Source organism: Corynebacterium sp. HMSC064E10 (assembly GCF_001812505.1).
In the GTDB taxonomy this organism is placed as follows: domain Bacteria; phylum Actinomycetota; class Actinomycetes; order Mycobacteriales; family Mycobacteriaceae; genus Corynebacterium; species Corynebacterium amycolatum.
In genome coordinates this window covers 714,398-739,368 of sequence record NZ_KV809173.1, presented here as the reverse complement: position 1 = coordinate 739,368, position 24,971 = coordinate 714,398, and the positions used below count along the sequence as shown (strand labels likewise).

The window sequence follows — 24,971 nt, the reverse complement described above, 5'->3', positions numbered from 1 at the left end:
GCCTCCCGGAGCCGGAAAAGTAGTTGGCACGGCACGAATGAGACATCTTCGGATTATTCGGCCGCAGTAGGTAAACGCTTTCTTTTGGGGGAGGAGCCCGATGTCTGAGGCAGTTATTACCGTGGTGGGCAATGTGGTCCATCATGTGGAAAATCGAAATACCAATTCTGGGGCAAAGGTCTGCAAGTTTTCTGTGGCATCCAGCAAGTCATGGAAGGGGGAGAATGGTTGGGAGCAGTCGGAGACGTCATATTTTGATGTTGAATGCTGGGGCAAACTAGCCGAGAACGTGAATAACACGGTGTGGAAGGGCCAAGCCGTTATTGTCCACGGTCACGTTCGTACGGATCGTTGGGAGGGCGATGATGGTACGAAGCATCAGCGCCAGAAGATCATTGCTAAGGCGGTGGGGCCGAATCTGCGTCGTCACCTGGCGACGGTCAAGACTATGACTGAGAAGCCGCATGAGTCGCCGACGGGTCTTGGTGAGGCTTCTGCTGGGGAATCGGACGCCTCGGTTACCGAGACAGTGCGTACATTCAGCGCTGGTGCTGGCGACGCTAGTGAGGCTGGGAACACAAGTGCAGCTCGTGCTGAGCAGCAAGAAATGGCTGGTGCAGGAGCTAGTGCGCCGTTTTAGTGACGGAGTTAGTTGGCCAGTTCCAGGCAAGGAGTTAGTTGGCCGTTCTAGAGCGGATTAAGGGGGTGCCGCTAAAAGAGGGGAGGGGCATTTGCTGCATGTGAGGTGACGCTGCTGAGAAAGGGGGAGGGATCGCATACGATTCGGCAGCGTTATCTCGCAGCTAGTTTTGCTAGTAGCCTGGCAGAGACTTTGGTGGGAAAGGATTGCGGGTACGCCCATGTAGATTGTGCCTTTTGGTTCCTATGCGTAACCTCTACAGGGATTGCTTATTTCCTTTTTACGAGGGGACGAAATTCCATCATGGGTGAGTTCATCTACCAGATGAAAAACGTGCGCAAGGCGCACGGCGATAAGGTTATTCTCGACAACGTCACCATGGCGTTTTACCCGGGCGCAAAGATCGGCGTGGTCGGTCCGAACGGCGCAGGTAAGTCGTCGATTCTGAAGATTATGGCTGGCCTGGATCAGCCGAGTAACGGTGAAGCTTTCCTGGAGCCGGGCGCCACTGTTGGCATCCTGCTGCAGGAGCCTCCGCTGAACGAGGAGAAGACCGTTCGCGGCAACGTCGAGGAGGGCCTCGGCGACATCTTCGAGAAGAAGGCTCGTTTTGAAGCCATCGCCGAGGAGATGGCCACCAATTACACCGACGAGCTCATGGAAGAAATGGGCAAGCTCCAGGAGGAGCTCGACACTGCTGATGCTTGGGAGCTGGATTCCAAGATTGAGCAGGCAATGGATGCGCTTCGCTGCCCGCCGGCAGATGAGCCGGTTACTCACCTCTCCGGTGGTGAGCGTCGTCGTGTAGCACTGGCTAAGCTGCTGCTCTCCGAGCCGGATCTGCTGCTTCTCGACGAGCCCACTAACCACCTGGACGCCGAGTCCGTGCTGTGGCTCGAGCAGCACCTGGCTAAGTACCCGGGCGCTGTCCTGGCCGTGACTCACGACCGTTACTTCCTGGATCACGTCGCTGGCTGGATTTGTGAGGTCGACCGCGGCAAGCTCTACCCGTACGAGGGCAATTACTCGACTTACTTGGAGAAGAAGGCTGAGCGCCTTGAGGTTGCAGGTAAGAAGGACGCCAAGCTGCAGAAGCGCCTGAAGGATGAGCTGGCGTGGGTCCGCTCGGGGCAGAAGGCTCGCCAGGCCAAGAACAAGGCCCGTCTGGAGCGCTACGAGCAGATGGTGGAGGAAGCCGAGCAGTACAAGAAGCTCGACTTCGAAGAAATTCAGATTCCGACCCCGCCGCGCCTGGGTAACCAGGTTGTTGAGGTCAAGGACCTGGAGAAGGGCTTTGATGGCCGCGTCCTGATTAAGGACCTGTCGTTCACCCTGCCGCGTAACGGCATCGTCGGTGTGATTGGCCCGAACGGTGTGGGTAAGTCCACCCTGTTTAAGACCATCGTGGGGCTGGAGCAGCCGGATTCCGGTGAGGTCAAGGTCGGGCAGACTGTTCAGCTCAGCTACGTTGACCAGGGCCGTGAAAATATCGATCCGGAAAAGACCGTCTGGGAGGTTGTCTCTGATGGTCTCGACTACATCGTGGTCGGCCAGAACGAGATGCCGTCTCGTGCGTACCTGTCTGCCTTTGGTTTCAAGGGCGCGGACCAGCAGAAGCCGTCGAAGGTTCTCTCCGGTGGTGAGCGCAACCGTCTGAACCTCGCGCTGACCCTCAAGCAGGGCGGAAACCTTATCCTCCTGGATGAGCCGACTAACGACCTTGACGTCGAAACCCTGTCTTCGCTGGAAAACGCGCTGCAGAACTTCCCGGGCTGTGCCGTGGTCATTTCTCACGACCGTTGGTTCCTGGACCGCACCTGTACCCACATCCTCGCATGGGAAGGCAACTTCGAAGAGGGCAAGTGGTTCTGGTTCGAGGGCAACTTCGAGGGCTACGAGAAGAACAAGATTGAGCGTTACGGCGAGGAGGCTGCGCGCCCGTCGCGTGTCACTCACCGTCGCCTGACCCGCTAATCTGTTTCCCGCGAATCTGATTTTTGCCAACGGCAAAGCCCGGAACAGTGTGGACTGGCTCGCACCAGTGCACAGGTCCCGGGCTTTCGCGTTATTTGCAGGCTCGTAGCTCCAGAAAACGCCTATAGTTCTGGGTATGACTGAATCAGCACCATTTCGTACCAACGTTGCTATCCGCTGGTCTGATTTCGATCAGTACGGCCACGCTAACAACACCGCATTCCTGGAATACGCCCAGCAGGCTCGTCTGGACTTTGTTATGCGCGGTCTCGGCGGCGGGGCAGGGATGCCTGCGGCAGTGGTGCGTCGCCTGGAGATCGACTACGTCCGCGCTATCTTGCCGGACACCCAGGAAGTTGTGGTTGAGACCGAGATCATCAACTTCGGTCGCACCTCTTTCACACTCCGCCAGACTATCTCCGACCAGCATGATCACATCGTGGCTGTGCTTGAAACCGTGATGGTGATGTTTGATCTCAAGACTGCGAAGGCAGTCGAGCTCTCCCCGTCTGCACGCCGTGAACTGGAGCGTTTTGCAGCTCCCGCAATCGAGGACAACAAGGAAGACCAGGACAAGTAATTCGCCGTGACCACTTCTCATCCCGCTGCCGAGCTGACCTTCGGCACTCCCGATGCCCTGAAGAATCTGGGCGTCCTAGCCCATAAGGCCTACGCCCTCGACGAGAACACATTGCTTCGCATCCGCGCACGAAAGACCACCACCGTCGCCGGTATCAGTTCCTCGCCCGAGCCCACCGCTGCGCCAGCAATGTCACAGGTATGGGTGAAGACCCCGATCGGCCCGCTCGCCATGCGCACAATTGCGCTACATGCGCTTCCCGACGACATCATCGTCACTGCCGCGGAGATTAAAGACATCGCAGTGCGTGCCTTCGCGCAGGCAAAATCATCCGACGATGCGGAGGACAAGGAAGCTTCGCTCACCGCGCTGCCGTACCGGGTGCATGCGCAGTCGGCGTCCTCCTGGCCGGGATTCTTGCCAGTTCCGGAAGGATGGCAGGTTGTCGACTATGTTCCGGCCACTGCTTTCCGGACTCTCGAGAAGCAGGGGCGCGCGGTCGCGGTGGAATCTTCCGGCCCCATGGGTATGCCGCCATCTCTGCTAGATCAGAAGGTTCTTACTGTCAGCGGCGAGGCCGGTGAAGCCACTGTTGACTCAGGGGAGGGGCAGTCGCAGGAGACGTCGAAAAGCGTGGTGGACGTGACCATGCGGGATGTGTTTGCGCTGTGTGCGATGGGCTTCATTCCGGAGCAACCGGATGAAAAAGAGCCGGTGCGCGTGTCCACGAAGGGACGGTGGCACCGGCTGGATGGGCGGTTTGGCTCGATCTTTACGCTCGAGTCCTTTGGCGTGCTGCCGCTGCTGAACTAGCGGGGTAGGAGCATAATTCCTACTGCGCGTCGAAGCGGTTGATGAGCATGTCAGCGACCTGCACCATGTGATTCCACATGGCTTCGCGTTGAGGGCGGGGGAGCTCTTCATCGGAAATGTCTGCGAGTGAGGCGCTCATGATCTCCAGCCAGCGGTCGCGTTCGGCTTCGCCGATGGAAAACGGCATGTGGCGCATGCGCAGGCGCGGATGACCACGCTGTTCGCTGTACGAACGCGGCCCGCCCCAGTACTGGACGAGGAACATGCGGAGTCGATCCTCGGCGCCCTCCCAGTCATCGCTGGGGTACATCGGGCCGATGAGGTCATCGGAACGCATACGCGTGTAAAAGCCATGGACGATGCGATTGAAGACATCCTCGCCGCCGACGGAGTCAAAGAGCGTCTGAGAAGTTGTCATGGCACCAAGTCTATCGACTTGATGCCACGAAAACGATAACGGCCAAAGTGCCGGCCGAAATCACTTGCTACTTCGCGTCGAACTCGCGGGCACGAAGAGCGAGCTTCACCAGGAACTGCTGCTCAGAGATGATGCGCTTGACCGGCGACGCAGTCTCATCGCTGTCGAGCAGGCGCTGAGCGGCCGCAATTGCCGACTCGCTGATCTCCCAGGTGGGGTAGAAGCCCTCGAGCAGAGTCTGGGCCGTCTCGGAGGAGAACTGCTTCCACCAGCTGTTGGCAACGGCGAAGAAGTGCTCCGACAGCGAAGTCGCCGACTGCTCCGCGTTGATGGTGGCGCGGGAGTCGTCGTCAAGCGCCTGTGCGAGCACCTCACCCGAGCCCGGCGCGTTGAAGCCGGCCAGCAAGTGGCGAATGACAAGGTTCGACGGGGCATCGTTGCCGGAGACCGTCGCCTCTGCCCAGACGCGGGACTTGTTGGCGAGCGTCGGCACAGAGGCGCGGCAGGCGATGGCGGCCTGCGCACCGAGTGCCGAGTTGTCGGTCTTTTCAAGCTTTGCGATGGCTTCCTCGCCTTCGAGACCGGCGGAAACCAGCGCCTTCAGGGCGCGCCACTGCATGTCGGTGTCTACTGTGACAGCTGGGAAACCAGCCTTGTCTGCGTCGCCAGCGTAGATGGCGCGCAGTGCGTCAACGACGTCGCTATTCGACGAGCCCACGGTGGTCAAAGCGTTAACGAAAACCAGGGCGCGGTCGGCGTCGGTTTCCTTCTTCGCGTAGTCCAACAGGCCCTGAGCCAGCAGGTCGCGGCCGGTGGAATCAGCCCACTGTGGATCGGCGTAGACGTTGACGGCGCTGACCGCCTGAGCGATGACGCGCTCCAAGACGGAGAGCTTGTCCTCGCCCGGGATGCCGCGGAGCACCAGGTTGACGAAGTCGCGAGCGCGCATCTGACCTGCGCGAACCATCTGCCAGGTAGCGGACCAGCACAGGGTGCGTGCCATTGAATCGGTGAAGGCACCGATGTTGTCGATGACGGTGGCAAGCGAGCCTTCGTCCAAGCGGATCATGCTGTAGGTGAGGTCGTCGTCGTTAACCAGCACGACATCGCCGACTGGAGTGTCGACCAGCTCTGGGACTTCGGTGCGTGCACCACGGACGTCGATTTCCACGCGCTTGGTGCGCTCGAGTACGGCATCCGATTCGGTGCCGCGCAGGTTGTAGATACCCACGGCGATTCGGTGATCGCGGAGTTCTCCGGCACCCGGCTCGGCACCTTCCTGTGTGACTGCGAAGGAGGTGTACTTACCGGCCGACTGGCGGAAGTCCGGTGCCAGGGTGGTGATACCGGTGGTGGTCAGCCACTGATCGGCCCAGCCAGACAGATCGCGACCGGAAGCCTCGGAGAGCGCGTCCAGCAGATCCGCGAAGGTGGCATTGCCAAAGCGGTGACGGGCAAAGTGCATACGAGCACCGGCGAGGAAAGCATCCTGACCAACGTAGGCGGCCAGCTGCTTGAGGGTGGACGCGCCCTTGGCGTAGGTGATGCCGTCGAAGTTCTGCTCGACGGTGTCAATGTCGCTGGCGTCGGCGGCAATCGGGTGCGTCGACGGTAGCTGATCTTGCTTGTAGGCCCAGGCCTTTTCGACGTTGGCGAAAGTGGTCCAAGCGTGGCTGTAATCGGAAACCTCGACCTGAGCGGCGGCGGCCGACCAGGTGGCGAAGGACTCATTGAGCCAGAGGTCATCCCACCACTGCATGGTGACCAGATCGCCGAACCACATGTGAGCCATCTCATGCAGGATGGTGTCGTTGCGGCGTTCGTAGAGGTAATGGGTGGGCTTGGAGCGGAAGACGTACTCGTCGCGGATGGTCACACAGCCGGCGTTTTCCATCGCGCCCATGTTGTACTCCGGGCAGAAGATCTGGTCGTACTTACCGAACGGGTAGGGCTCGCCGAAATGTTTGGCGTAGAAGTCGAAGCCCTCCTTGGTCTCCTTGAACAGAGTGTCAGCGTCGAGGTACTCGGCGATGGACTGGCGGCAGTAGAGCCCCAGTGGAATGGTCAGCTCGCCCTCCGGCTGGTGTTCGGCAGGGGTTTCCGGGTGCGGTGCGACAGTGCCGGTCCACGAGTCAGCGACCTCGTACCATGGGCCCGCACAGACTGCGATGAGATACGTCGACAGGGGAACATCCACCGAGAAGTCGAAGGTATCGGCCTCATTGCCGTGGACATCGGTGGTGGCGCCGGTCTTGGCCACCGAGTTGGAAATAACCTTCCAGCCCTTCGGTGCCACGACGTGGATTGAATACGTCGCCTTCAAATCCGGCTGGTCAAAGCAGGCGAACACGCGCTTGGCGTCGGCAGTTTCAAACTGCGAGTACAGGTATGTTTCGCCGTCGGCAGGATCCTGGAAGCGGTGAATTCCCTGGCCGTTGTTGGTGTAACGGCAGTCCGCGTCGATAACGATGGTGTGGTCACCGTCGGTCAGGTCCAGGTTAATGCCGGTCTCGCTGGCATAGCGAGCGGCCTCCGTGGCATCGACGCCGTCGATGGTCACACTCTTAACAACAGCATCACGCAGATCAATAAAGGTGGAACCAGCGCGCTTCGCCGTCAGAGAAATTGTGGTCTTGGAAGCGAATGTTGGTGCGCTGTGCGGCCCACCGACAGGTGCGGTGGTGAGATCGAGAGAGATGTCGTAGTGGGACACCTCGAGCATGGCCGCACGGTCGGCAGCCTCGGTCCTGGTTAGGTTCGTGGAAGTCATGCGACAAGTGTAACCACGACCCCGGATTTGAGAAGGATTCTGAGTGAGCGCGGAAAACATGAATGCAAGCCGAAAAATTCCGCCCTATAGTCGTTGATAAGTCAATCAATGATTTAGGAGGACTTTCACATGAGCAATCGAGACAAGGTCACTTTCTACTTCGACGTTTCCTGCCCGTTTTGCTGGGTGACGTCGCGCTGGATTAAGGAAGTCGAAAAGGTCCGCGACATCGAGGTCGAGTGGAAGCCGATGAGCCTGTCAGTACTCAATGAAGGCCGCGACGAACTGCCGGAAGAGTACAAGTTCATGATGCAGTGCAACTGGACCCCGGCACGCCTGTTTAATGCAGTGTTCTCCCAGGATGGTCAGGAGGCCGTCGACAAGCTCTACACCGCGCTGGGCACGAAGATTCACAACGAAAACCGCATCGATCGTCATGCGCATGTCGACGAGCCGGAGCACGCATTCGACGAGCTGATTAAGGAAACCCTCGCAGAGGTTGGCCTGCCGGAAGAGCGTCTGGCCCAGGCTCTGACCACAGAGTTTGATGAGCTCATGCGTGAAAACCACGCAGAGGCCATGAAGGAGGTCGGCAACGACGTCGGCACTCCGGTGGTCAAGCTCAACGACGTTGCCTTCTTCGGTCCGGTGCTTACCCGTATCCCACGCGGCGAAGAAGCCGGCAAGATTTTCGACGGCTCGGTTGCCGTCGCCAGCTACCCGTATTTCTTCGAAATTAACCGCTCTCGCACTGAGGATCCGCGCTTCGACTAAGAAACCTGTAGCAGCTGGGGCGTGCGGCTAAGAGAGCTGACCCGCCCCAGCTTCAGCATTCTGCCCGGTGGAAGCCTGCCGTTCTTCTTCGCTCATCGCAGCCCACCGCGGCGGAATGTAGATACAGGTCGGGTCGGATGCCGTGTAATCCCCGGTCAACGCGTAGGCCGTCGAGCGGGATCCGCCACAGACGCTGTGGTATTCACAGACGCTGCACTTGCCGTGCCAATTGTCCGGGTCGCGGAGAGCCTTAAAAGCCGGCGAGTTCGAATAGATTTCCTGGAATGGTGTGGCCTTCACATTGCCGCAGTGCAACGGCAGGAAACCATTGGGGTAGACATCGCCGATATGGTCAATGAAGGCAAAACCGGAACCAGAATTGACGGCCATCGGGGAGCGCGGTCGGCGCGGCTTTTCCGGCACAGCGCCGAGCAGCTTTGTCGTTTCCTCGGTCAAGTAGCGGTAGAGCTCGCCGCCTTCATAGGGTGGCAGCCCCTTTTCTATCGCCTCCTCCTGCTGCATAACGACGCGCCGATACTGCGGCGCCTCCGTCGTCTTGATGGCAATTCGGTTGGACACATCCGACAACCAGTGCAGAACATCCTCGCGTTCCTCCGGCGACAAAGCGCCCAAATCCGCACCGCGACCAGTGGGGACGAGGAAAAAGACGTACCACATCTTGGCTTGCATCTCCATGACGGTCTTCAGCAGCGCTGGTGCCTCATGGATATTTCCCTTGGTCAGGGTCGAGTTGATCTGCAGTCGGTAACCGGCCTCGTTGATGTGCGGAGCCATCTCCAGCGTCTTTTCAAAAGTTCCCGAAAAACCACGGAACTTGTCATGCGTCTTAGCAGTCGCGCCATCGAGCGACATTGACATCGCCTTACCGCCGGCCTCTCGCAACGACTTGATCCGCTCCGGCGTCAGCCGCGGTGTCACCGATGGCGACAGCGACATGTTCAGGCCGTGCTCAGTGCCAAATCGCACCAATTCTTCCAGGTCATCACGCTCAAAAGGATCGCCGCCGGTGAGCACCACAAGAGGCTTCGGCTTGCTATACGACGCCAGGGTCTCTAGCAGCATCTTGCCCTCGGTGGTCGAAAGCTGGTGCGGATGCGGCTCATGTTGCGCATCAGCGCGGCAGTGCTTGCAGACTAGGCCACAAGCCCGCGTGACCTCCCAAATGACGATAAATGGCTTCTTGTTGATGTCATGCCGAACCGTTCGCACCACCGGTGCGTGATGATGCCCATGGGAGCCATGAGCTTCCGGATCGACTTGGAAGTGAGCTTGCGGCGCAGGAGACACGGTAAAAGCACCCAATTTCCGGTTTCGAAGACATGCTGAGACGCAAATACAGTCACTTTTCACCCTATTCGGCTGCGCAGGAGACGTCGTCAAGCAATACCTAAAACGGGTGCAGACACCGTTTAATCCGTGGGAACCGCTAGACTTGCTGCCATGCGTATTTACCTTGGTGCAGACCACGCCGGTTTTGAGATGAAGAACCTGATTAAGGCCCACCTGGAAAAGGCTGGCCACGACGTCGTAGACTGCGGCGCTCACACCTACGACCCTGCAGATGACTACCCAGCATTCTGCATCGAGGCGGCTTCCCGTACCGTCGCCGATCCGGGCAGCCTGGGTATCGTGCTCGGCGGTTCCGGCAACGGCGAGCAGATCGCTGCTAACAAGGTCAAGGGCGCTCGTTGTGCGCTGGCTTGGTCGGTGGAGACCGCAAAGCTCGCCCGCGAGCACAACAACGCTCAGCTGATTGGCCTTGGCGGTCGTATGCACTCTGAGGAAGAAGCCCTGGCCATCGTCGATGCTTTCGTCTCCCAGCCGTGGAGCGAGGAGGAGCGCCACCAGCGCCGCATTGACATCCTCGCAGAGTACGAGAAGACTGGCGTTGCTCCGGAGCTGCCGGAGGCTTAAAGGGTTGTTGTTCGCTATCTGTTGATAGGAATAAAAGGGTCTGGTTCCAGAAAACTCTGGAACCAGCCCATTTTTATGTATAGGCGGAGTATGAATTGTCGTATGACAATTTCAGAAGCGCATCGTCGAGTAACTGTTGTGCTATTCCCCGGGTTCGAGCTCTTGGATGTATTTGGACCGGTTGGCCTTTTTGGCCATGTCCCAGAGATTGAGGTCGAATATGTCGCCAACATTGCTGGTCCGATAACCAGCGCTCAGGGGGCGCAGGTTATCGCCACACGTTGTGCCGCTGACCTCGAAACGGTCGATATTCTTCTAGTTCCTGGCGGAGCCGGGAGTAGAACACTAGTTGAGGATGCAGAGTTTTTGGACTGGCTCAACAACCTCGGATCCCGGGCGCGGTTAGTGGCATCGGTTTGCACAGGTTCCGCACTGCTTGCTGCGGCTGGGCTTCTTGAAGGAAAGCGGGCAACTAGTAATAAGTTGGCTTTTGATTGGGCTACCTCGTTCGGAAACGAAGTGACGTGGGTGAAAGCGGCTCGATGGGTTGAAGACGGAGATCGCTGGAGCTCATCAGGAGTCGCAGCAGGTATGGATATGGCTGTTGCTTTAATTAGCAGCATCCTTGGCAAGGAAGCTGGTCGATTCGCCGCCAGAAAAATTGAGTATCGGCCCCAGACAGACGGCACTGTAGATCCTTTTGCGGATTTAGCGAAATAGCGGCGCCGGGCTCTTTCTAAATATCGAAACCGTCGAATCCGCCGTCGAAGAATCCGCCACCGTCACTGCCACCGTCGCCGCCACCGAAGAGGCCGTCGAAGAAACCTCCACCGTCGCCTGCGTCACCGGCATCTGCACCGCCGCCACCGAAGTCGCCGCCAAAGTCATCTCCACCGAAATCGTCGCCACCGAAGTCTTCGGCTCCAAAGTCCTCGGTGCCGCCGAAGTCATCGGCGCCGGTGCCCATGCCGCTGGCGAACTCATCAGCGCCGTAGGCAACGCCGGCCATACCGTGGAAGAGGGTAGAGAATAGCAGCATTGAGCCTGCGGTCCAGACACCGGTGCGGAGTGCGGACTTCCACCAGGGCTCGGAGTACCAACCGGCTGGAACCGGACGGCCAGCGACACGGCCACCGGGGTAGTAGTTCGGGGTTTCCGGGGTGGCGTATGGCGAGGCGGTAACCGAGTGGCCTTCGTGCTCAATGGTGCGGGTTTCGGTCACAGAACCAGCGGCCTTCTGGCCCTCCAGCGGCGGCAGTGTCGGCCCCGCTGGCAAGCCCATAATTTCGCGAGCCGCATTGATGTAGTGCAGACCTTCCAGCGCCGATTCGCGCGCCATCCGGGCCTGTGCCGGGGTGCGTGCAGTAGAAATCTGCGAGGAAGCGGCGTTGTAGCGCTCGGATGCGTCAGCAAGAGCCTGCGTGGAAGCCAAATCGGTGCCAGCCAGGTTCAGTACCTGTGAGCCCAGCCGCTCAATCCATCGGCGGGCGTCTGCGACGGCGTCTTCCAATTGATTGTTCTGGCGGGCATCAAAGGCCCTGTTAGAACGGTTTTGAGCCATCGACGCGATGATAATTGCGCCGCCGACGGTGATAGCAATCAGGATTAACGCCCCCATGGGCTAGGCCTCCAAAAAGGAAATTGCGAGTATTGCTAGTAATTACTTGAAACAACGCATGTAGAGCGCAAAAAGTTCCCGAGCTGACATCTCTGTGCGACAGAGGCAGCTCGGGAACCAGGAAATGAATGGGCTTTTGGGCAGGTTTTATGACTCGGTGGAATCGTTGTGCTGGGTGCGGCTCCTCCGGTTGGCGTGCCATTCGCGAACTTCTTCGGAATCCCACAGGGTCAACCCATGAAGCTTCGCGACGGGCTCAGGAGCCTTTTTGCGGCCAGCGTAGCTGGTGAAAGTGCCACGTGCAGTGCCGGAAAAAGCAGCGCATTCGACCGCGGTCCATAGTTCGTGTCCAGTATCGGCATCGATAATGGTGGGCTTCATGGTGCCCAGAGTACCTGTGGCACTGGATCCTGAACAGAGGGCAGAAGAATTTCTGGCCCCGGGCATCAGCTTGGAAAAAACAAAAACCGGGAGCAAAGCTCCCGGTTACGTGGAGGGGATGACGGGAATCGAACCCGCGTCTTCAGCTTGGAAGGCTGAGGTATTAGCCACTATACGACATCCCCATAGACAGAAATCCGGCTTAGAAACTCAATCGTCTCCACCAGACCGTGTCTCGGTACAAGGCATATTAACCCGTTAAAGCGCACATACAAAAATCGATGCCAGGTTTTTCTCGAAGGCTTTAAAGAAAAGTGGCTGTGGCCGGGAAAAACAGAAAATGAAGCTAAAGCAACGTGGGGTATGTGAAACAGGCGTATAGCCGTTGATTACACTGTCACACGACTCAACAAAGGGGCAGTCGTTTGAGAGGCTTCTTTGGGGAGTCGGCCGACGAATGGAGTGTTTGCAGTAAACGAGGCCGCCAAAAGCAGTGCCGAGGTGATGCAAACGCCCGGTGATATGCATGGATTTCATGAAACCAGTAGTAGTTGGCAGGTTGGCTCTCGATGGCGTCGTAAAGCGTTTTCAGACAGAGCATTAGCCTGGTTAAACGTGTGGTTTTGTGATTTCATTAATCGTCAGGTAAATCTATACGGGTCCGTTGTGGAAACGCGATTTCGCGACTATGAGGGCCCCGGTGCAGATGCTCCAAAGGGGTTTCTGCTAGGTTTCGAATGACGCATACGGGGTATGGCGCAGCTTGGTAGCGCGTCCGCTTTGGGAGCGGAAGGCCGTGGGTTCAAATCCCGCTACCCCGACCAGTATCACGGGCACTCCCGTGGTCTATGAATTAATCATCGAGTTGCAGGAGAGTGCACCAGTGAAGTCTTCCGTTGAGAAGCTCAATGAGACCCGAGTGAAGATTACCGTCGAGGTCCCGTTTGATGAGCTGAAGCCAGAGTTCGACAACGCCTACAAGGCACTGGCTCAGCAGGTCCAGATTCCGGGCTTCCGTAAGGGCAAGGCACCGGCAAAGCTGATTGAGGCCCGCTTCGGCCGCGGCCCAATCCTGGAGCAGGTGCTCAACGACATGGTTCCGTCCCGCTACGACGAGGTCGTTCGCGAGGAGGACCTGAAGGTTATCGGTCAGCCTGAGGTTGACATCACCAAGCTGGAAGATGGCGAGCTCGTTGAGTTCACCGCTGAGGTTGACGTTCGCCCGGAGATTGAGCTGCCGAAGTTCGAGGACATCGCAGTTGAGGTTGACCCGCTGGTCGCCGACGAGGAAGCTGTTGAGGCTGAGCTGCAGAACCTGCTCGCTCGCTTCGGCACCCTGACCGGCGTCGAGCGCGCAGTCGAGAAGGACGACTTCGTCTCCATCGACCTGTCCGCCACCATCGACGGCGAAGAGCTGGAAGAGGCTTCCACTGAGGGGTTGTCCTACCAGGTTGGCTCCGACGACCTGATCGACGGCCTGGACGAGGCTGTTGTCGGCCTGTCCCAGGGCGAGTCCAAGGAGTTCACCACCAAGCTGGTTGCTGGCGAGCACGAGGGCGAGGACGCTCAGGTCACCGTTACCGTTCAGTCCGTCAAGGTCCGCGAGCTGCCGGAAGCTGACGACGACTTCGCTCAGATGGCTTCCGAGTTCGACACCATCGAGGAGCTGAAGGAAGACCTGGCCCGCCAGGTCGAGAACACCAAGAAGGGTGAGCAGGCTCAGCAGGTTCGCGACAAGGTTTTGGCTGCCGCTATGGAGCAGACCACCATCGCTCTGCCGGAGGGTGTTGTCAAGGAGCAGGTCGAGGGCCAGCTGCAGCAGCTGCTGGGTCAGTTCGGTGGCGACGAGAAGGTTCTGAACTCCATGCTGGAGGCTCAGGGCACCACCCGCGAGCAGTTCGACGAGGACTCCAAGAAGTCCGCTGAGGAAGCTGTCCGCACCCAGCTGTTCCTGGACGCACTGGCTGAAGAGATCCAGCCGGATGTTTCCCAGCAGGAGCTCACCGACCACATCCTGTTCACTGCTCAGTCCTACGGCATGGACCCGAACCAGTTCATCCAGCAGATTCAGCAGTCCGGCCAGCTCGGCAACCTGTTTGCAGACGTTCGCCGCGGCAAGGCTCTGGCCACCTCGATCCTGAAGGCTTCCGCCAAGGACACCGAGGGCAACGAAATCGATCTGAACGAGTACTTCGGTGAGGTCGAAGCTGAGGCTGAGAAGGCTGAGTCCGACAAGGCTGAGGACAACTCGGCTGAGTAAGCCCCGCCGTTAGCGCGACGCATTCCTTATGCTGCAACGCTTATAGCGAACAAGGGCCGTTCCTGAAACAAAGGGACGGCCCTTTTCGTTACCCTCTAGTGAACGACAAACTCGCACACGTACGAAGAAGGAGTACACAGATGAGCGATAACGCCCAGATGTCGACGAACACAGTTTTCGACAAGCTGCTCAAGGAGCGCATTATTTGGCTGGGTGAGCAGGTCGACGACGAGATTGCCAACAAGCTCTGCGGTCAGATGCTGCTCCTGGCAGCTGAGGACCCGGAGGCGGATATCTCGCTGTACATTAACTCCCCGGGTGGCTCCGTCACCGCCGGCATGGCCATTTACGACACCATGCAGTTTGTTCCGTGCGACGTGGCTACCTACGGCATGGGCTTGGCAGCTTCCATGGGCCAGTTCCTGCTCGCCGCAGGTGCTAAGGGCAAGCGTTACGCACTGCCGCACGCCCGCATTATGATGCACCAGCCATCTGCAGGTATTGGCGGTACCGCATCCGACATCACCATTCAGGCTGAGCAGTTCGCTGCCACCAAGAAGGAGATGGCTCGTCTGATTGCGCAGCACACCGGTCAGCCGGTCGAGCGCATTGAGGAAGACTCGGACCGCGACCGCTGGTTTACCGCAGCTGAGGCTAAGGAATACGGCCTGGTTGACCACGTCGTGACCGCTCTCAAGGACACCGCACGCTAAAAGCGGACAGTAGCGAATAATTAGAGGCGATTTAATCAACATGGAGATGAACAATATGCAGATGCCGCAGTCGCGCTACGTGCTTCCTTCTTTCGTGGAGCACTCCAGCTTTGGTGCTAAGGAATCCAACCCATACAACAAGCTCTTCGAAGAGCGCATTATCTTCCTCGGCTCCCAGGTCGATGACACCGCCGCTAACGACATCATGGCGCAGTTGCTGGTGCTTGAGGGCCTGGACCCGGATCGTGACATCACGATGTACATCAATTCCCCAGGCGGCTCCTTCACCTCGCTGATGGCCATCTACGACACGATGCAGTACGTGCGTCCCGACGTGCAGACCGTGTGCCTGGGCCAGGCTGCCTCCGCGGCAGCTGTGCTGCTCGCTGCAGGTGCACCGGGTAAGCGTGCAGCTCTGCCGAATGCGCGCGTGCTCATTCACCAGCCGGCTACCCAGGGCATCCAGGGTCAGGTTTCCGACCTGGAGATTCAGGCGAACGAAATCGAGCGCATGCGCAAGCTGATGGAGGAGACGTTGGCTCGCCACTCCGGTCGCACTGCAGAGCAGATCCGCAAGGACACCGACCGTGACAAGATCCTAACCGCTGAAGAGGCCGTCGAGTACGGCATCATCGACCAGGTCTTCGAGTACCGCAAGCACAACGCCTAAAAGGGGACATGGTCTCTTTGGAGTGCTGCGCACTGGCCGTCGTAAAGCGCCGGGCGAGATCGCGTGAAATTCGCCTCGTCCTTGGCGTGGAAGCCGGTATTTGCGCACACTCACGGTAGGCTGGTCTGAAGCAGTTATTGGCAACGATGCGGAAAGGCGGCGGCGGGAGCCTCATGGCGCGTATGCAAGAAAGTGCGGATTTGCTGAAGTGCTCTTTCTGTGGAAAGAGTCAGAAGCAGGTCAAAAAGCTGATTGCCGGACCTGGTGTGTACATCTGTAATGAGTGCATCGAGCTCTGCAACGAGATTATTGAAGAGGAGCTTAACACCGGCGGCGAGGCAACTGGCAACGACGACCGCCTGCCGCGTCCGCTGGAAATTCGCGACTTCCTCGATGAGTATGTCATCGGCCAGGACATGGCAAAGCGCACGCTGGCCGTCGCGGTCTACAACCACTACAAGCGCCTTCGTGCTGCGGAGACCAAGTCGGACAACGACGTCGAGCTGCAAAAGTCGAACATTCTCCTGCTGGGGCCGACCGGCTGTGGCAAGACTTACCTGGCACAGACGCTGGCTCGCAAGCTGGATGTGCCGTTCGCAATCGCTGACGCCACCAGCCTGACCGAGGCCGGCTATGTCGGTGAGGATGTGGAGAACATCCTGTTGAAGCTGCTGCAAGCTACTGATTTCGACGTCGAGAAGGCACAGCGCGGCATCATTTACGTCGATGAGATTGACAAGATCTCGCGCAAGTCTGAAAACACCTCCATCACCCGCGATGTCTCCGGTGAAGGTGTGCAGCAGGCGCTGCTGAAGATTCTCGAGGGAACCGTAGCCGCCGTGCCCCCGCAGGGTGGGCGCAAGCTGCCGAACCAGGAGTTCATTCAGTTCGACACCTCCAATGTCCTGTTCATCGTTGCCGGTGCGTTTGCCGGTCTGGAGAAGGTCGTGCAGGAGCGTGTCGGCAAGAAGGGGCTGGGCTTCGGCGCAGATGTCACCTCGGCTAACGACGCGGACATGAAGGATCCATTCCGCGACGTGCTGCCGGAGGACCTCGTTCGATTCGGCCTGATTCCTGAGTTCATTGGTCGCCTGCCCGTCATCGCATCGGTCACCAACCTCGATGAGGATGCGCTGGTTCGCGTACTCACTGAGCCCAAGAACTCCCTGGTCCGCCAGTACCAGCACCTGTTCGACATGGACGGTGTGCGCCTCACCATCGACGACGAGGCACTGCGCGCCATTGCTGCCAAGGCGATTAGCCGCAATACCGGCGCCCGTGGTCTGCGCGGCATCATGGAAGAAATCTTGGTTCCCGTGATGTTCGAAGTCCCAGAGCGTGACGACGTCGCGGAGGTCATTGTCCACAAGGAGTGCATCACGGACGGTGCAGCGCCGGAACTCGTTGAACGTAGCGAGAACAAGAAGACTGCGTAAAGGTAGCTGAAAACCCGGTTAGAGCGCCTGCTCTAACCGGGTTTTGGTGTCTGTATGGAGCCCTAGTCGTCCATGCCGTAGATGTCGCGGTAATCCGGGGCATCATCAGCAGCCAAGTCCTGAGTCTCTGGGTTGGGCTGATCGCCATAGACCTCTGCGCCAAGTGCGGACGAGTTCGCACCATGGGAGGCCAGCAGGGAAGTGTACGAGCTTCCCGGTTCGTTGCGAGGCGAGGATGTCAACAGGCTGGTCACGGTGTCCTGTGCGAACTCACGCAGCTTGTCCGACAGCACCGTCGATTGCATTTCAATGCCGTAGAGGTTTTCAAAAGTCCGTTGGTGCAGGGTGGGGAAGGTGGCCAGCGACAGCACGAGAATATAAAGATCAAGTGCGGAAATGTCAGTGCGGAATGCACCGTAATCGCGGCCGAGCAACAAGATGCGGTCAAACTCCAAAACAATAGGGCTCTGACCACCAAGCCCAGTCACGCCTTCAAGTGGGAGGACCGGATGCAGGTTTTCCTGGATGATGAACCGTACGGCGAGTGGGTTCGCCGAGAAATAGTCGTAGATAACGCCGACTACATGCTGCAGGGCTTCCACCGGCACATTGGAGTGCGGACGCAGGGCGTCGTCGTCAGGCCTTACGGTCTCCAGCACATGTGCCCACGTCGCCCTGTAGAGTCCCATCTTGTCACCACAGTGGTAGTGAAGCATGCGCTTGGAGACACCAGAGGCGGCAGCAATGGCATCCAGACGGGCATCTGCATACCCCTTTGCGGTGAATTCTTGAAGTGCTGCCACCAAGACTGCATGGGGGATTGCATCAGAGGAGCCTGGAGACTTCATGAAAATCCTTTGCTTGGACTAGAGAGCGACTACGGGGTTTTGGCTATCTAACGGGGGTGAAATTGGTCAGTCGCGGACTTCTTTCTAGTGAAATGAGTACACGACCGTAAGTCATGCCTAATGCTATCCGTTTTTCAGAATTGTACTGAGCCCGTCGCCCCCGTCTGCGCCAATTCCGCAGTCGCATTAGAGTGGGCAGCGAATTGATTCTCTCTCGAGAAAGGCCTGTAGTGAACAAGACTCCCGTAAAGGTTGCAGTTACCGGCGCCGCCGGACAGATCGCTTACTCCCTGCTCTTCCGCATTGCCAGCGGTTCGGTTTTCGGCCCTGAGACCCCGGTTGAGTTGAACCTGCTGGAGATCACTCCGGCGCTGCACGCCACCGAAGGCGTCGCCATGGAGCTGTTTGACTCCGCCTTCCCACTTTTGACTGGCATCAACATCACCGATGATCCGGCAAAGGCATTCGACGGTGCCAACGCCGCATTCCTGGTCGGTGCAAAGCCGCGTGGCAAGGGTGAGGAGCGCTCCGCACTGCTGGGCGCCAACGGCAAGATCTTCGGCCCGCAGGGCGCGGCACTGAACGATCACGCAGCAGACGACATCAAGGTTCTGGTTGTCGGCAACCCGGCTAACACCAACACCATGATTGCCGCTTCCCACGCTAAGGACATCCCGGCAGAGCGCTTCACCGCTATGATGCGCCTGGACCACAACCGTTCCCTGTCCCAGCTGTCGCAAAAGATTGGTGTTCCGACCACTGAGATTAAGAACATGATCGTCTGGGGTAACCACTCCGCAGACCAGTTCCCGGACATCACCTACGCCACCATTGCAGGCGAGAAGGTCTCCGACAAGGTTGACGCTGCATGGGTCGAGCAGGACTTCATCCCGCGCGTCGCCAAGCGTGGCGCAGAAATCATCGAGGTCCGCGGTTCCTCTTCCGCAGCTTCCGCTGCAGCTGCCGCAGTTGACCACATGCGTGACTGGGTCACGGGTACCCCAGAGGGCGAGTGGGTCTCTGTCGCACTTCCGTCCGACGGCTCCTACGGCATCGACGAGGGCTTGGTCGCTGGTGTTCCGTGCTACGCCAAGGACGGCGAGTGGGTTCGCGTTGAGGGCCTGGATCTCTCCGAGGTGCAGCGCGCTGGCATCGAGCGCAACGTCAAGGCACTGCGCGAAGAGCGCGACGCAGTTAAGGATCTGCTGGTCTAAGGGCCGCTTAACGCCTGTTTAAAGGTGCCCTCTTGTGATGGTTTCGCAAGAGGGCACCTTTTCATTTACTGCGGTAATCGCGGATGGGCTCGGGGAGTGAGTAAAGCTTGAATTCGGCGGTGCGTAAGTCGCCGATAGCAGATATGGGTTGGGGCGCAAGGGTCGTCGTAAAGCCCCTGGAAAAACAAATCCGGGCAAGGCGCTAAGATGTGACGCGTGACTGAGAACAACGTGGACCTAAACAGAGCAGATAAGTTGCCCAAGTCGTGGAACCCGGCTGACGTGGAGTCGGACCTGTACCAGGGCTGGGTAGACGCTGGCTATTTCGAGGCTGATCCGTCTAGCTCCAAGCCGGCTTACTCTATTGTGCTGCCCCCGCCGAATGTGACGGGTCAGCTGCACATGGGCCACGCACTGGACCACACTTTGATGGATGCGCTGGTGCGCCGTAAGCGCATGCAGGGCTACGAGGTGCTGTGGCTGCCGGGTATGGACCACGCGGGTATCGCAACGCAGACCAAGGTCGAGGCGATGCTGAAGGAGTCCGAAGGCAAGGACCGCTTCGATTATGGCCGTGAGGAGTTCGTGGAGAAGGTCTGGGAGTGGAAGCACGATTACGGCGGACGTATCGGCAACCAGATGCGCCAGATTGGTGACTCCCTGGATTGGTCCCGTGAGCGCTTCACTCTGGACGAGGGGCTGTCTCGTGCGGTTCAGACGATTTTTAAGGAACTGTTTGACCGCGGCCTAATCTACCGCGCCAAGCGTATGGTCAACTGGTCTCCGGTGCTGCAGACCGCAATCTCGGATATTGAGGTCAAGTACGAGGACGCTGAAGGCGAGCTCGTCTCCTTCCGCTACGGCGATGGGGAAGACTCCATTGTTGTGGCGACGACTCGTGTGGAGACGATGCTGGGCGACGTGGCAATTGCCGTGCACCCGGAGGATGAGCGCTACACGCACCTGGTGGGCAAGGTTTTGGACCACCCGTTCCGCGAGGACCTGAAGATTCAGGTCATCGCCGATGACTATGTGGACCGCGAGTTCGGTACCGGTGCGGTGAAGATCACGCCGGCACACGATCCAAATGACTTCGCCATGGGCCAGCGCCACGACCTGGATATGCCGGAGGTCATTGATACCACTGGCCGTATCTTCAACACTGGTACGCGTTTCGACGGCATGGATCGTGCGGAAGCCCGTACTGCGCTGACGGAGGCGCTGCGTGAGCAGGGGCGCATTGTCAAGGAGGTCCGCCCGTACGTTCACTCGGTCGGTCACTCGGAGCGCTCGGGTGAGCCGATTGAGCCGCTGCTGAGCCTGCAGTGGTTCGTTAAGGTCGATGAGCTGGCCAAGATGTCTGGCGATGCTGTTCGCGAGGGCGACACGGTTATTCACCCAGCTTCGCAGGAGCCGCGCTGGTTCGATTGGGTCGATGACATGCACGACTGGTGTATTTCCCGCCAGCTGTGGTGGGGCCACCGCATCCCGATTTGGTACGGCCCGAATGGCGAGGTCGTCTGTGTCGGCCCGGATGATGAGGTTCCGACGGGCGAGGGCTGGACGCAGGATCCGGACGTGCTGGATACCTGGTTCTCGTCTGCGCTGTGGCCGTTTTCCACGATGGGTTGGCCGGAAGCCACCCCAGAGCTGGAGAAGTTCTACCCGACATCTGTACTGGTCACCGGCTATGACATTCTGTTCTTCTGGGTCGCGCGCATGATGATGTTCTCGACCTTTGCTGCCACCCTGGCTGATTCACCGCTGGGTAAGGGGCGCGACGGTCGTCCGCAGGTGCCGTTTAAGGATGTCTTCCTGCACGGTCTGGTCCGCGATGAGCAGGGTCGCAAGATGTCGAAGTCTCTCGGCAATGGCATTGACCCGCTGGACTGGGTCCGCGACTACGGTGCGGACGCACTTCGCTTCACGCTGGCGCGTGGCGCTAACCCGGGCTCTGACCTGCCGGTCGGTAATGACGCCGCTCAGAGCTCCCGTAACTTCGCTACCAAGCTGTTCAACGCCACCCGCTTTGCGCTGATGAACGGGGCCCACGTGGGCGAGCTGCCGGACCGCGACCAGCTCACCGACACCGACCGCTGGATCCTGGACCGCCTGGAACAGGTCCGCGCCGAGGTTGACGCTGCGCTGGATAAGTACGAGTTCTCCAAGGCCAACGAGGCCCTTTACCACTTCGCATGGGACGAGGTCTGTGACTGGTACCTGGAGATGACCAAGGTTGACTTCCCGCGCCTGAACGACGGCGAGACCATGACCGAGGAGCAGGCCGCCCGCGCAGCCTCCACTCGTCTGGTTCTCGGCCGCGTGCTGGATACGCTGCTGCGTCTGCTGCACCCGTCCATGCCGTTCGTCACGGAGACGCTATGGAAGGCGCTTACCGACGGCGCGGAGGGCTTCGAGGACTCTCTGGTTATTTCCGCCTGGCCGGATGCCACCATGACCACCGACGGCGCTGCTGTCGACGAGGTTGCCGCACGTCGTATTGCCGATGCCCAGAAGTTGGTCACCGAGCTGCGTCGTTTCCGCAATGACCAGGGTGTGAAGCCGTCGCAGCGCGTGCCGGCACGCATGAACCTGGCGGATGCTGATCTGACTGCTCAGGAAGAGATGATTCGTTCGCTGGCTCGTGCTGAGGCACCGGAGGATGGATTCACCGCTACCGCTTCCATTGAGGTGCGCCTGTCTCAGGCCACGGTCCTGATAGAGCTGGATACCTCCGGCACCGTCGATGTGGCCGCTGAACGCAAGCGCCTGGAAAAAGACCTGGCCAAGGCCGAGAAGGAACTGGCCGGCACCGAGAAGAAGCTCGGCAACGAGGCCTTCCTGTCCAAGGCTCCGGAGCAGGTCGTGGAGAAGATCAAGACTCGCCACCAGTTCGCACTGGAGGAAATTGACCGCATTAAGGCTCGTTTGGAGGGACTTCCGCAGGCATGACCGAACCACGGGATATCGAACCTCGGGGTGCTGAATCACACGATGAGATTGCAGGGGAGATTCGTTTGAATCTCGGCGGCGAAGACGAATCGGTGACGCAAGATGAGACTGCAGCGCGAGAAGAGTCCACCGCAGCGCCTGAGTTCGAATTCGATCCGACTGACTCCCAGATTGTCGAGGACCTTGAGCCTCGCGAAATCGCCGGTGTGATGGCCGATGACCGCATGCCCGATGACATGCGCCTCGGTGAGGTCTCCGTATCCGAGGAAGGCCTGAGTCTGCCGGTCGATGTGGACCGCCCAGTCAATGAGCCGGCTCCGCTGGAGGCCACCGCCGAGGAGCTGCGCGAGCTCGCAGAGGTGGAAGCCGAGCTGGATCAGCGTTGGCCGGAGACCAAGATTGACCCATCACTCGAGCGGATCGAGATGCTGATGGACATCCTTGGCCATCCCGAGCGTGCCACTCCGGTGATTCACGTTGCCGGCACTAATGGCAAGACTTCCACTGTTCGCATGATTGAGTCGCTGGTGCGCGCTCTCGGTCGGCGCACTGGCCGCACCACCAGTCCGCATCTGCAGCTGGTTACCGAGCGCATCGCCATTGATGGCCAGCCCATCCATCCACGCGACTACGTGCGCATCTGGCGCGAGATTCAGCCCTACGTGGAAATGGTTGATGCCAAGTCCGCCGAAAAGGGCGGCCCGCAGATGAGCAAGTTCGAGGTGCTCACGGCCATGGCCTACGCTGCCTTCGCCGACGCTCCTGTCGATGTCGCCGTGGTGGAAGTCGGCATGGGCGGCACATGGGATGCGACCAATGTGGTGGAGGCCGACGTGGCAGTCATCTGCCCGATCGGTCTCGATCACACGGAGTACCTCGGCGATACCCTGGCTGAAATCGCTGCTGAGAAGGCCGGCATCATCAAGTCGCGGTGGAACAAGGACGACCTGCTCACGCCACCGGACAATGTCGCCATTGTTGGCGAGCAGGAACCGGAAGCAATGGACGTCGTTTTGCGCCGTGCCGTGGAAATGGATGCCTCGGTCGCCCGTGCTGGGGTTGAGTATGGCGTCGTCAGCCATCAGCTGGCGGTCGGCGGGCAGAACCTGACGCTCAAGGGCCTGGCCGGCGAGTATGACGATATCCATCTGCCACTGCACGGTCCGCATCAGGCGCGCAACGCCGCCACAGCGCTGGCCGCGGTGGAGGCGTTCTTCGGCGCAGGTCCGGGACGTCCGCTCAACATTGATGCGGTTCGCGAAGGCTTTGCGACGGTCGCATCGCCCGGCCGCCTGGAGCGCGTGCGTTCGACCCCGACGGTGTTTATCGATGCCGCCCACAATCCTCACGGTGCCCGTGCGCTACGCACGGCGCTCTCCGCTGAGTTCGACTTCCGCCGTGTCATCGGTGTGCTGTCGGTGTTGGGGGAGAAGGACGCTCGTGGGCTGCTGGTGGAGCTGGAGCCGTACTTCGAAGAAGTGGTAATCACCCAGAACACCTCGCCGCGTGCGCTGCACTACGACGACCTGGCTGACCTTGCGGAGGAGATTTTCGGCGAGGAGCGCGTGCATCGCGTGCCCACTCTGCCGTCCGCCGTTGAGCTAGCTGTCGCGCTGGCTGAGGAAACCGACACCGGTGACGGTATTGTCTCTGGTTCCGGCGTGATTGTCACTGGATCTGTTGTTACCGCGGGCGAGGCCCGGACACTATTTGGAAAGGACCCGCAATGAGCGAATCTCAGGCGAGCCAGCCACAGGGCAATGGCGCGGAGGATTACACCGCTGCCGACCGCGAGGCCCTGCGCGCCTACCGCGAGGGGCGTGACCTGAGTGAGGGCGGCAAGTATGGTCCGCTCGGTGCGGGACACGATCCGGCTAAGGACCCGCTGAAGGGTCTGCGCGGTGTTATGTCCGGCACGCTGATCATGCAGGCTATCTCGGTGCTGCTTGGTCTGACTGTGGTCACGCGCATTCCCGACGGTCAGATTAACCAGACCTTCTCGGTTACGTACATCACCATCCTGGGCCTGGCTCTGATTGCGATGGCTTTCCTGCAGAAGCAGCCCTGGGCGCTGAAGGCCAACATTGTACTGCAGGTCTTTGGTGTGCTGGCTATTTTCACACACGTGTCGATGGGCGTGGTGGGTATCTTCTTCGCACTAGTGTGGGCCTACATTCTGCACCTGCGGAAGAACCTCATCCAGCGTATGGAGCGCGGTCTGTTGACCACCCAGCACTCGTAGATCTCCCGCGCTCGTAGTCGCGCTGGGTTACGCTGCACATTTCACCCCGCTGCACCACCACTCCGGTGCAGCGGGGTTTGTCATAGTATGATGCACACCATGACTGAACGTACTCTTATTCTGATCAAGCCGGACGGCGTTTCCCGCGGTCTGGTCGGCGAAGTTATCTCCCGCATCGAGCGCAAGGGCCTGAAGCTGGTCGCGCTTGACCTCCGTGTTGCTGACGAGGCAACTGCGAAGGAGCACTACGCAGAGCACGTCGATAAGCCGTTCTTTGGTGAGCTGGTTGATTTCATCACCTCTGCACCGCTGGTCGCTGGTGTTATCGAGGGCCCGAACGCAATCGCTGCTTGGCGTCAGCTCGCTGGCGGCACCAACCCGGTTGAGGCCGCAACTCCGGGCTCCATCCGCGGTGACTTCGCACTTGAGGTTGCTAACAACGTTGTTCACGGTTCTGATTCCCCGGAGTCCGCTGAGCGCGAGATTGGTATTTGGTTCCCGAACCTCTAAACGTTGACGGTTCAGCATTGACCCGTAAGCGTTGAACTGGCGCCGAACTGAGCAAGCAATTGTTTGCCGGTCCGGCGCTTTTTGCTTGTCGACGACCGTGGGGTGGCCCTTCAGCGGGCTGTACGTGTGAATGCGGGCACAGGCTGCAAATGTGAAACTGTGCGAGTTTCTGACACTTTCGGCCATTTTTCGAGCTATTTTTGTCATAAACGCAGTCAGTAAC

Annotated in this window: 22 protein-coding genes and 2 tRNA genes; 17 read left to right on the top strand and 7 right to left on the bottom strand. The window is 59.2% G+C overall.

The window, feature by feature from the left end; translation table 11 throughout:
- Positions 1-100: 100 nt before the first annotated feature.
- From HMPREF2860_RS05035 to HMPREF2860_RS05020, 4 genes are all read left to right on the top strand, one after another.
- Positions 101-640, top strand: a complete 540-nt coding sequence (locus HMPREF2860_RS05035) for a single-stranded DNA-binding protein (RefSeq protein ID WP_038628068.1) — start codon at positions 101-103, stop codon at positions 638-640.
- A 303-nt stretch (positions 641-943) separates the two neighbouring features.
- Positions 944-2,614 carry an energy-dependent translational throttle protein EttA gene (ettA, locus tag HMPREF2860_RS05030; protein ID WP_038628070.1) on the top strand — a complete coding sequence of 557 codons (1,671 nt, stop codon included), beginning with the start codon at positions 944-946 and terminating at the stop codon, positions 2,612-2,614.
- Between the two features lie 136 nt (positions 2,615-2,750).
- Positions 2,751-3,194 (top strand): acyl-CoA thioesterase, encoded by a 444-nt coding sequence (locus HMPREF2860_RS05025; RefSeq protein WP_016422286.1) that lies wholly within the window; start codon positions 2,751-2,753, stop codon positions 3,192-3,194.
- Between the two features lie 6 nt (positions 3,195-3,200).
- Positions 3,201-4,007, top strand: coding sequence for a DUF8185 domain-containing protein (locus HMPREF2860_RS05020; protein WP_038628073.1), 807 nt, complete (start codon positions 3,201-3,203; stop codon positions 4,005-4,007).
- 19 nt (positions 4,008-4,026) lie between these two features.
- Here the strand turns inward: HMPREF2860_RS05020 and HMPREF2860_RS05015 are convergent, their stop codons facing one another.
- Both HMPREF2860_RS05015 and pepN read right to left on the bottom strand, forming a co-directional pair.
- Positions 4,027-4,425 (bottom strand): globin, encoded by a 399-nt coding sequence (locus HMPREF2860_RS05015; RefSeq protein WP_038628076.1) that lies wholly within the window; start codon positions 4,423-4,425, stop codon positions 4,027-4,029.
- A 67-nt stretch (positions 4,426-4,492) separates the two neighbouring features.
- Entirely contained in the window at positions 4,493-7,195 is a 2,703-nt protein-coding gene (gene pepN, locus HMPREF2860_RS05010; RefSeq protein ID WP_070628634.1) for an aminopeptidase N, read from the bottom strand.
- 129 nt (positions 7,196-7,324) lie between these two features.
- On the opposite strand from pepN, the gene HMPREF2860_RS05005 reads away from it, so the two are divergent.
- Positions 7,325-7,969, top strand: a complete 645-nt coding sequence (locus HMPREF2860_RS05005) for a mycothiol-dependent nitroreductase Rv2466c family protein (RefSeq protein ID WP_070628633.1) — start codon at positions 7,325-7,327, stop codon at positions 7,967-7,969.
- Positions 7,970-7,996: 27 nt separating this feature from the next.
- Here HMPREF2860_RS05005 and HMPREF2860_RS05000 read toward each other — a convergent pair whose 3' ends face one another.
- Entirely contained in the window at positions 7,997-9,202 is a 1,206-nt protein-coding gene (locus HMPREF2860_RS05000) for a TIGR04053 family radical SAM/SPASM domain-containing protein (RefSeq protein ID WP_070628632.1), read from the bottom strand.
- A gap of 228 nt (positions 9,203-9,430) precedes the next feature.
- On the opposite strand from HMPREF2860_RS05000, the gene HMPREF2860_RS04995 reads away from it, so the two are divergent.
- Together HMPREF2860_RS04995 and HMPREF2860_RS04990 are read left to right on the top strand one after the other, a co-directional pair.
- Entirely contained in the window at positions 9,431-9,904 is a 474-nt protein-coding gene (locus HMPREF2860_RS04995; RefSeq protein ID WP_005511109.1) for a ribose-5-phosphate isomerase, read from the top strand.
- A gap of 102 nt (positions 9,905-10,006) precedes the next feature.
- On the top strand, positions 10,007-10,624 hold the full coding sequence (locus tag HMPREF2860_RS04990) for a DJ-1/PfpI family protein (protein ID WP_038628087.1): 618 nt from the start codon (positions 10,007-10,009) through the stop codon (positions 10,622-10,624).
- 16 nt (positions 10,625-10,640) lie between these two features.
- Here HMPREF2860_RS04990 and HMPREF2860_RS04985 read toward each other — a convergent pair whose 3' ends face one another.
- From HMPREF2860_RS04985 to HMPREF2860_RS04975, 3 genes are all read right to left on the bottom strand, one after another.
- A complete protein-coding gene (locus tag HMPREF2860_RS04985) occupies positions 10,641-11,522 on the bottom strand; it encodes a hypothetical protein (protein ID WP_070628631.1) in 882 nt (293 codons plus the stop codon).
- Between the two features lie 147 nt (positions 11,523-11,669).
- Complete coding sequence (locus tag HMPREF2860_RS04980) at positions 11,670-11,903, bottom strand: hypothetical protein (RefSeq protein WP_038628093.1); 234 nt, start codon at positions 11,901-11,903, stop codon at positions 11,670-11,672.
- Between the two features lie 110 nt (positions 11,904-12,013).
- Positions 12,014-12,088 (bottom strand) — tRNA-Gly (locus HMPREF2860_RS04975).
- Positions 12,089-12,650: 562 nt separating this feature from the next.
- Here HMPREF2860_RS04975 and HMPREF2860_RS04970 point away from each other — a divergent pair.
- The 5 genes from HMPREF2860_RS04970 (at position 12,651) to clpX (ending at position 16,982) form a co-directional block, all read left to right on the top strand.
- Positions 12,651-12,727, top strand: a tRNA-Pro gene (locus HMPREF2860_RS04970).
- Entirely contained in the window at positions 12,700-14,163 is a 1,464-nt protein-coding gene (tig, locus tag HMPREF2860_RS04965; protein WP_141737472.1) for a trigger factor, read from the top strand. The genes HMPREF2860_RS04970 and tig overlap by 28 nt, the downstream gene beginning before the upstream one ends.
- A gap of 140 nt (positions 14,164-14,303) precedes the next feature.
- Entirely contained in the window at positions 14,304-14,876 is a 573-nt protein-coding gene (locus tag HMPREF2860_RS04960) for an ATP-dependent Clp protease proteolytic subunit (protein ID WP_016422302.1), read from the top strand.
- A 46-nt stretch (positions 14,877-14,922) separates the two neighbouring features.
- A complete protein-coding gene (locus HMPREF2860_RS04955; RefSeq protein WP_369707172.1) occupies positions 14,923-15,546 on the top strand; it encodes an ATP-dependent Clp protease proteolytic subunit in 624 nt (207 codons plus the stop codon).
- A 173-nt stretch (positions 15,547-15,719) separates the two neighbouring features.
- Positions 15,720-16,982, top strand: a complete 1,263-nt coding sequence (clpX, locus tag HMPREF2860_RS04950) for an ATP-dependent Clp protease ATP-binding subunit ClpX (protein ID WP_038628096.1) — start codon at positions 15,720-15,722, stop codon at positions 16,980-16,982.
- A 62-nt stretch (positions 16,983-17,044) separates the two neighbouring features.
- Here clpX and HMPREF2860_RS04945 read toward each other — a convergent pair whose 3' ends face one another.
- Positions 17,045-17,830: a TetR/AcrR family transcriptional regulator gene (locus tag HMPREF2860_RS04945; protein WP_038628098.1), complete on the bottom strand. Its 786-nt coding sequence runs from the start codon at positions 17,828-17,830 to the stop codon at positions 17,045-17,047.
- 230 nt (positions 17,831-18,060) lie between these two features.
- On the opposite strand from HMPREF2860_RS04945, the gene HMPREF2860_RS04940 reads away from it, so the two are divergent.
- The 5 genes from HMPREF2860_RS04940 (at position 18,061) to ndk (ending at position 24,748) form a co-directional block, all read left to right on the top strand.
- Positions 18,061-19,044, top strand: a complete 984-nt coding sequence (locus HMPREF2860_RS04940) for a malate dehydrogenase (RefSeq protein WP_038628100.1) — start codon at positions 18,061-18,063, stop codon at positions 19,042-19,044.
- 216 nt (positions 19,045-19,260) lie between these two features.
- On the top strand, positions 19,261-21,996 hold the full coding sequence (locus HMPREF2860_RS04935) for a valine--tRNA ligase (RefSeq protein ID WP_038628102.1): 2,736 nt from the start codon (positions 19,261-19,263) through the stop codon (positions 21,994-21,996).
- A gap of 224 nt (positions 21,997-22,220) precedes the next feature.
- The gene (locus HMPREF2860_RS04930; RefSeq protein ID WP_187402728.1) at positions 22,221-23,726 is read left to right on the top strand and encodes a bifunctional tetrahydrofolate synthase/dihydrofolate synthase; all 1,506 of its coding nucleotides are present in this window, start codon (positions 22,221-22,223) and stop codon (positions 23,724-23,726) included.
- The gene (locus tag HMPREF2860_RS04925) at positions 23,723-24,238 is read left to right on the top strand and encodes a DUF4233 domain-containing protein (protein WP_016422309.1); all 516 of its coding nucleotides are present in this window, start codon (positions 23,723-23,725) and stop codon (positions 24,236-24,238) included. Before HMPREF2860_RS04930 ends, HMPREF2860_RS04925 begins: the two co-directional genes overlap by 4 nt.
- A 99-nt stretch (positions 24,239-24,337) precedes the next feature.
- Entirely contained in the window at positions 24,338-24,748 is a 411-nt protein-coding gene (gene ndk, locus HMPREF2860_RS04920) for a nucleoside-diphosphate kinase (RefSeq protein ID WP_038629458.1), read from the top strand.
- Positions 24,749-24,971: the final 223 nt, after the last annotated feature.